The following is an 8,979-nucleotide window of genomic DNA, read 5'->3' as shown; positions in this document are numbered from 1 at the left end:
CTGGTCTTAACGGTAAACCCAACCGTATCGCCTTCATTGACGTCGCCACCGCCTTCAATCCACACCGCTGGACGATCGTCATCAGGCTCTTCACCCGGACCATCACCATCATCAAAGATGGTAGCGGTCGCGGAGTTCGGCTCACTTGCCGAAGCCACGGTGCCACTGTCTGGTGTTACGCCCACTGAAAAGTCTTCGGGACCTTCATACACGTTATCAKGCGAGGTCACCACTCGAAGCTCAACCGACGTCTCCTCAACGGGAATTGGGATCACGCCATCCACTGGCACGGCTTGCCAGATACCCTCATCGTCGAGGTACTCAAACGCATCGATATCATCACTGTCGGTATCGATGTCCGTTAAGGCCACTTTAGCGAACACCTCTACAGCAGCGGCGGCGCTGGTCTTAACGGTAAACCCAACCGTATCGCCTTCATTGACGTCGCCACCGCCTTCAATCCACACCGCTGGACGATCGTCATCAGGCTCTTCACCCGGACCATCACCATCATCAAAAATAGTTGCAGCCTCTTGGCCTCCACCGATAAGGCCAGACACTGCTTCTACGTTAATATCAAACGTTTCTTGTCCTTCGTAAATATCATCAGAGTCAGTTTGAACTTGGATAGTCAATTGAGTAACGCTTGCTGGGATAACCACTGTACCATCTGGTGCAACATCTAATGGTTCACCCAAATTTGGAATAATTGTTATAGACTCGATATCTTCGGGCTCAGCCGTTCCGTAAATGGTTGTTAGTTTTATAGTTGTTTCTTTGTTTGATGGCTTGTCAAAATCAACGACGAAATCAACGCGGTCTCCTTCGTTAACATCTCCACCACCTTCCAACGTAATTTCCGGAATTGGGTTTACAACGATGCCTACTGTTAATGTGTCTGTGCCACCTTGTCCATCAGAAACAATCACATCGAACTGATCTTCACCATCAAAGTTTTCATTTGGTGTGTAGAGCCATGTGCCGTCGGGGTTGACAATGACACTGCCGTTTTCCGGGAGTGCAGAGTCATCAACAAAGAATGTCAACGGATCATCATTAGGATCAATTGCGTTTAATTGGCCGCCAATAGACGTATCTTCGTCAGTTTCAACAAAAATACTTTCACCTAGAGGAGCTAAGTTTTCTGACACAAAAAATGGAGGTAATTGAAATTGGTTTATCAATGCTAAAGATTGAGTTTCAAAAATGCCTAACGATTCGAAACCTGTTGTCTCAAACACGGTTTGTGCAATGGTCTCGGCACCCGTTCGCTCAACGGCGCCTGTGGTTTGTGGACTTGATCCCCCGTTCTCACCTGCAGCAGTTTCGAAGTCACCCTCTAATTGTGTTGGGTCTTCCCCCGCCTCTAATGCTGCAAACACTGCATCAATATCATCGGTAATATCTACAGTTTGATTAGGTTCGATACCTTGTTGCAGAAGAACTTGTAATGCCTGCTCTCCCGACACCTCTTGAATAAATATCTCACCGGGTTGTGGAGTAGCGTCTGCTGGGACCGCTCTAACCTGTCCAGTAGGATCAACGATGATCCTGCCACCAGATTCCAAAATTGAAGGGTTGTTAAGACTGTTAATATCCATGACCGATACTCCCTACAGATGCAAGAAAGGCTTAGATCAATTGTTCAGCTTCACTGGCATATAACAGGAAAACGCGAATCATCTAATACCATCTGACTACAGTATGGTGGATTTTTAATCTTGGAAAATGTTTTGTAGATGTGGGTATATCTGGAGCTGTTTTTCACCTTGACAGGGGTATCAAGCTGTACTTCATCAAAAATATTAATGCAATTCTTTGATAACAACCTAAGAAATAAAGCAATAAAAAAATCAATAAAATTCTCATTTATTGGAATGAGCTCTACAATTAGCGTTGAGGGAAATGTATTTATAAAGTATATTTTTATTTCTGTCTCATTGTTAAGACAAGTTTGGTTCCATAATTTATTAGAACCCTATACGAAAACACCACCTGAACGGTGGTGTTTTCGTTATGCTAATTAAAGTTTTAATCCTGATTAAAATTAAAACTGTCCAGTAGCCCTTTTGTGACATCAGCCGCCGATGCATTATCAAAATCAACAGTAAGAGTCTCGCTGCCTTTGGCTACTTCAAGTTTTGCATGACCAGATACTTCAGTCACCAAGATAGACACATCACTATCGGAATCAGTGTTATCACCATCAGCAAGGTCTGAAAGTAAATCATCTAACTCACTCTGAGTTTGATCATCTAACAACCCTGAAATATCGAGGCGATCGCCTTCTTGTAAATTGAAATCGGTAACGGTATCTGTGGCTGTTTCCATATCAACCCATTGGAAAAGGTCAGCACCATCTCCGCCAGTTAAGATATCATCACCTAATCCTCCAATTAGAATATCATCACCCAATCCACCGTTTAGAGTATCATCGCCCTCTTGACCATCCAGTAGGTCATCAAAATCACCACCTTCAACAGTTGAAGACAAAGAACCGCCACGAACAGATATAGAGGTTTCGTCAGTCTCTGAATCGTAGGTTTCGATAGTAACCATAGGTTTGAAATCATCAGGTAAAGGTGTGTCAATAGATTGCACTAGCAGATTGTCCAAACTATAGGTTTGACCATCATACTGTAATGCACTAGGAACGATCGACCACGAGCCATCTCCATTATCAGTTAGCTCAACCTCACCATCTAGATCTGTTTCGGATACCTTGATGTCGGTTCCTTCCGGGAACCCACTCAAAGTAATCGATGTAGCAGTATCACTTTCATCTTCTAACTCGAAGCTCAATTCGAGCGGGTAGTTATAAGAGTTTTGAGTGATACTATTGCTGTCTAATCCCATCAAAGTAAGATTACCTTGACCCTCTTTCACCACTTCGAATGAAATACGGTCAAAAGTTTTTGAAGCAGTGTAATGGTACGTAAACTCACTATTATTATTGCCACCCAGAGTAACAATGTCCGATGTGATCGTTTCACCATCTAAAGTGTGAATAGTAAAAATGACGTTTGTCCCTTGTCCATTTTTGAACACAAACCCAATATCATTGACATAAGAATCTAGGGCGAACATCAAACCTTCTTCTTTATCTATACCCCATTCTCCCTTAGTACCCACGCCAATACCCTGCCCATTGCTACGATACAAGGTAGTGTCATCGATCGAGGAGATTGTTAAACCATCAAACTCGTAAGCACGTACATCGTTTTCTCTGCCTGGTTCACCAAATTTTACTTCTTCACCTTCTGAGATTTTAGCATTTATAACTGTTGCATCACCTAAGGTCACAATAAAACTTGAATCAACCACTGGATCAGGACGGCTTTCGACCGTAATCTTCAATTCAGCGGTTGCACCAGTGTTTGTTGTGTAGGTGACAGTTGGAACATCTCCACTCCAGTTGCTTACTGGAGTGAAGTTGTATGAGCCATCAACATCTAGCACTAGCTCGCCAATACCAGGCATAACAATGGCAGAGCCACTCGCTGAATATTGAACTTGGTTTACTTCAAAAGTATCTACTGTGAGCTTTTTATCGGTGTCAATATCGTTGTCAAGGACATTACCTTGAACAACAGCATCCTCTATGGAAGTCACTAAATCATCAGCAGCTATTGTCTCTGAACCCGTAGGCGTTGGGTGTACCGTCAAACTAAGTTCCACTTTTACAGGTTCAGAAGTCGATGAATTGCTCTGCTCAACACTTACCGCTGTAATCGTGTACTTATAAGTGTTCGGCTCATCTACAACAACGAATAGATTTTTGAAGTCAAAGTCAGATATATCAGCCGTACCATCAACGCCAATGGAGATTTCGCTCTGACCATCACTAACTTTACTACCTTCTGGTAAACCAGAGATGGTCACGATATAACTTTCAGAACCATCTTTGTCTTCTGAATTGATGTCTAGCTCTGGCAAAGCAATTGGAACATCTTCAAAGCCCATTGAGTCCGATTTCGTTATTTCGAGATTATCGAGGATGGCACCATAAGATCCTCTTACTCCAGGATCTGCCGATACCAATTTCAATTGATATGTGCCGCCTTCACTAGTTGGCAGTACTATCATCTGATCTCTTAACCAATTTTCATCATCAGGGCGGAATTGATAAAGGATAGTTTCTTCTTGAGTCTCAGTATTAACCCAAACTACGTTTAAGTCAGAGTCACCACCAAAAACAGAATCTTTTCGAGCACTAATATCAAATTTGAAGGAGTAGTATTCACCTTGCTTCACTTCGAGTTCTGTGTACATATAATCGTCTGAAGTTTTGTATTCTAACTCCATGACTTTGTTGCCATGACTTCCACCGTCTCGATATACACTCTCGTTACCGACTTCCACTAGGTCACCGTGGCTACTCTTCCAAGTACCGATTGTGCCGATACCTGACAAACTATATAGATCAACGACACCCCAACTCTTATCATATACGGCATCTTGGAAGTCTATTTTCGCAACGATATCATCACTATGAACAGTTATTGTTGGTTTGTCGGCTTTTGCATCAATATCAATGGATAACTTAGTAGAATCGCTAGTTTTATTTCCATCAGTGGCGTAATAGTCAAACTGCGCGTAATCGGCTTGGTTATTCCCTATACCATCAGGAGCTTGGTCATTACTCGACTCTTGTGCGTCAGGTACAAATCTGAAATATCCATTGTCAATTTGGCCTTTCGAAATACTCAGTACTGAGTCGACATCACTTTGAATGACAACTTCAAATTCTTCCGTATCTGAATTCCAGAGCTCTAGTTTTCCATCAGATGGGAGTGATTCTATGACGATAGATAAATCATCTGAGTCCACATCACTAACGTTAAAGTTATCCCACTCAAATATTAGCGGCTTATCTTCTTCCCCAAGCGCATTACCTTCAATTGCTTTTGGTGCGTCATTTAGTGGATTAATTTTTAGATTGACAGTTGCTTCACTAAAATTACCCCTGTCATCAGTAATTTGATACTTGAAAGACGATTGGCCATTGTGATCTTTCGGCAAATCAAATATTACAACGTTTTCGCCAAGGCCCTCATCGTATTCTAGGCGAGCATCTCCGTATTCCTCACCGTACACGTAGGTAATACGAGCATTTTCACTATCGATTCCTGAATCATTACTAAGAAGTTCAGAAATAGGAATACGAATGCTTTCATCTTCATTAAACTCGAAGGTATCTTGGATCGCTTCAATTGCTGAGTCTCGTGAATCAACGAAAGTGACTTCTTTCACCTCACTTTCATTCCCTGCCGAATCAACAGCCTTGTATTTAAGCGTGTCAGGATTTTGGCTTGTCTCTATTGAGCGAAGTTCCCAATTCCCCTGACCTTCAGTACCCAATTTCACCCCAACGATATCACCGGCACCGTCTGGAAGACCTAAACCAACAGAAGGAATGGTGATCTCTCTATAGATTCCATCCGTGTTTCCAATACCAGATTCTTCAAAGTCAGACTTATTAAAGTCAAAGTCTTCAGTTTGAAAATCACCGTTCTCATCAATGTACGTAACTTCAATCGTTACACTACTACTTTTAGGATGATTATCTACGAAGTAGCCGCCCAAGCCGTCTAGCCCGAGTGTCACACTATCAGAGGGCATTTGTGACAAGTCTATGTTGATAGACTCTCCTTGCTGAATACCGCCACCGCCACCGACGCCGATACCATATCCCACATGTCCTGTGTTAGAACCATATTGGCGTAATGAGCCACCTTCGCTGCTAATCGTAACGGTGTTGTCACCCAGTTTAAGTTCCCTAGTATTATTATCGACTCGCTCACCCCAGTTTAAGAAATCATCGTTGCTTCGATCTATGCCCTGCGTACCATCGAGCTCTGTTTGACTACCTAGATTAAAGGTGTTGGTTTCTGTTGCAGGTTGATAACTGATTTTATCTGAATCAAATTGTATTGGATTTTCATTAGCGTCAACAAGGTCACCCGCTTCAAGTAGAACACCGTCATAATAAACCTCACCAAACTCAGGAAGTTCAGTGATTATGATTTTAAGTGGAGTCCCGGAGGCGTCGTCTTCTATATCGGAGACTTGATCACTTGAAGCATCGTCACTATCAAATACAATTTGGGTTCTATTCGAGCTATCTACGATCACATCGAAATCGGAAGCTTCTGGCCCTTTATCGGCGTTTAGTGCAGTTTGTGATGCTTGTTCTGAGATGTTACCTGCACTATCAACGATATATGCTGTAACCGTTTGATTTGGCGTTACATCAAACTCAACATAACCGGCATTAATTTCAACAGAACTTAAAACGTACTCACTACCATCAATGAACAGCTTATCGACATTAGAATCGAAGTCATTTGGCAATGTAACGGTAGCAACGACTTTACCATCAGCACCCAACTCAGCTTCGTTGTAGACGCCATCACCATTCGTGTCAGCTGTTTCCAGTGAGATGGTGGGTGCTCGAACTTGCGTGTCCGCATCGAGCGCCGTTTCAGAAGCTTCTTCTGAGCGGTTGCCCGCCCCATCTACAATATGAGCGGTGACCTCTTCAGTTGGCTCGATATCAAGCTCGACGTAACCATTAGTAATGTCAGCATCGGTGAGCGTGTATTCGCTGCCATTGATAAACAACTTATCGTTATTGTCTGCATCAAAGTCATCTGGCAGTTCAACACGCGCTTTGACCGTACCGTCATCACCCAATTCCGCTTTGTTATAGAGACCGTCGTTATTGTCGTCCGCGGCCTCTAGCGAGATGGTGGGTGCTTGAACTTGAGTGTCCACATCAAGCGCCGTTTCAGAAGCTTCTTCTGAGCGGTTGCCCGCCCCATCCACAATATGAGCGGTGACCTCTTCATTTGGCTCGATATCAAGCTCGACGTAACCATTAGTAATGTCAGCATCGGTGAGCGTGTATTCGCTGCCATTGATAAACAACTTATCGTTATTGTCTGTATCAAAGTCATCTGGCAGTTCAACACGCGCTTTGATCGTACCGTCGTCACCCAACTCCGCTTTGTTATAGAGACCGTCGTTATTATCGTCCGCCGCTTCTAGCGAGATAGTCGGTGCTTGAACTTGCGTGTCCGCATCGAGCGCCGTTTCAGAAGCCTCTTCTGAGCGGTTGCCCGCCCCATCGACAATGTGCGCGGTGATCTCTTCATTTGGCTCGATAGCAAGCTCGACGTAACCATTACTCAGATCTGTGTCAGTGAGGCTGTATTCGCTGCCATTGATAAACAACTTATCGATATTGTCTGTATCAAAGTCATCTGGCAGTTCGACACGCGCTGTGACCGTACCGTCGTCACCCAATTCCGTTTTGTTATAGAGACCGTCATTATTATCGTCCGCCACTTCTAGCGAGATGGTCGGTGCTTGAACTTGCGTGTCCGCATCGAGCGCCGTTTCAGAAGTCTCTTCTGAGCGATTGCCCGCCCCATCGACAATATGAGCGGTGACCTCTTCATTTGGCTCGATAGCAAGTTCGACGTAACCATTACTCAGGTCTGTGTCGGTGAGGCTGTATTCGCTGCCATTGATGAACAACTTGTCGTTGTTGTCTGCATCAAAGTCATCTGGCAGTTCAACACGCGCTTTGACCGTACCGTCATCACCCAATTCCGCTTTGTTATAGAGACCGTCGTTATTGTCGTCCGCGGCCTCTAGCGAGATGGTGGGTGCTTGAACTTGAGTGTCCGCATCAAGCGCTGTTTCAGAAGCTTCTTCTGAGCGGTTGCCCGCCCCATCGACAATGTGCGCGGTGATCTCTTCATTTGGCTCGATAGCAAGCTCGACGTAACCATTACTCAGATCTGTGTCAGTGAGGCTGTATTCGCTGCCATTGATGAACAACTTGTCGTTGTTATCCGCATCAAAATCATCTGGCAGTTCGACACGCGCTGTGACCGTACCGTCGTCGCCCAACTCCGCTTTGTTATAGAGGCCGTCGTTATTGTCGTCCGCGGCTTCCAGCGAGATGGTGGGTGCTTGAACTTGGGTATCTAACGTAAACTCGAACGTCGCCTCATCCGACACATTGCCCGCTATATCCGTCTCACGGACAACGATCGTATTCTCACCCTCTTGTGCAACTGGTGGTGTCGTGGTCCATTGGTTTGTTTTGGGATCTTTGTATTCAACAAGGTTCCCATCTTCGGATGGGGTGACAGTGTAGCGACCATCATTTGTGAGATTGTCAGTACCGCTAGTACCAGAGTCGACAACCAACTCAACGGCTGGAGGAGCTGGAGGTTGAGTATCTAAAATGAAGTTAAGCACACTCGATGGTGATGCATTGTTTGACTCATCGACTTCACGAACTTCAATGCTATTTGGTCCTTCTTGAAGCGAAGGTGGTGTTGAATTCCATTGATTATTATAAAAATACTCAATAACACTGTTCGGCTCGTTTGGTGTAACTGTATAAGAGCCGTTGTTAGTGATGAAGTCGTCACCAATAAACCCAGAGTCTGTGTCCAGTGAGATAGCAGGAGCTTCTGGCGCCACTCGGTCTTTGAATTGCTGGAGCAGAGTCAAGCTTTGAGTTTGACTAAGGCCGATGTCTTGCAACGTACTCAAACCCACCGTTTCAAATAAAGTGGTAGCTATAACTTCATTACCAACACGATCTACGCTACCCGTGTTATCTAAGCTTGAGCCTTGCGCTTCGCCCGCAGCCGTTGCGAAATCATCCGATAGTTGGGTTGGATCCTCGCCGCTTTCAAGTGCTGCAAAAATGGCATCGACATCAGAAGTGACATCAACGGGCTCATTATCTTCATTTTGAGCGATTATTTGAACAATATCAGCGCCTTCTAATGATTGAATTACAACCTCACCTGGGTTGAGAACCTCATCTCGACCAATTACCTTTATGTTGCCGTTAACATCAATAATTACACGACCACCATCTGCCATAAGTTGTGGGTCTTTTAGAGAGTTAATATCCATACGTATGCCTCTAAATCTATTCAATCACTAATA

General features: G+C 44.2%; 2 protein-coding genes. Both read right to left on the bottom strand.

All coding sequences use genetic code 11. The features are described from left to right. The coding region (locus DPF91_RS13070) for an Ig-like domain-containing protein (RefSeq protein WP_164684149.1) at nt 1-1,601 on the bottom strand (1,601 nt) is incomplete at its 3' end. Between the two features lie 430 nt (nt 1,602-2,031). Then, nucleotides 2,032-8,946, bottom strand: coding sequence for a cadherin-like domain-containing protein (locus tag DPF91_RS13065; RefSeq protein WP_117234861.1), 6,915 nt, complete (start codon nt 8,944-8,946; stop codon nt 2,032-2,034). Nucleotides 8,947-8,979: the final 33 nt, after the last annotated feature.

Origin of the sequence: Vibrio maerlii (assembly GCF_003415655.1) — a bacterium.
Classification (GTDB): domain Bacteria; phylum Pseudomonadota; class Gammaproteobacteria; order Enterobacterales; family Vibrionaceae; genus Vibrio; species Vibrio maerlii.
The sequence above is the reverse complement of the archived record's forward strand: the minus strand, read 5'-3'. Positions and strand labels throughout refer to the sequence as shown.

Coding starts and splice junctions, on each gene's coding strand:
- DPF91_RS13065 (WP_117234861.1), bottom strand. CDS start 8,946: ATGGATATTAACTCTCTAAAAGACCCACAACTTATGGCAGATGGTGGT.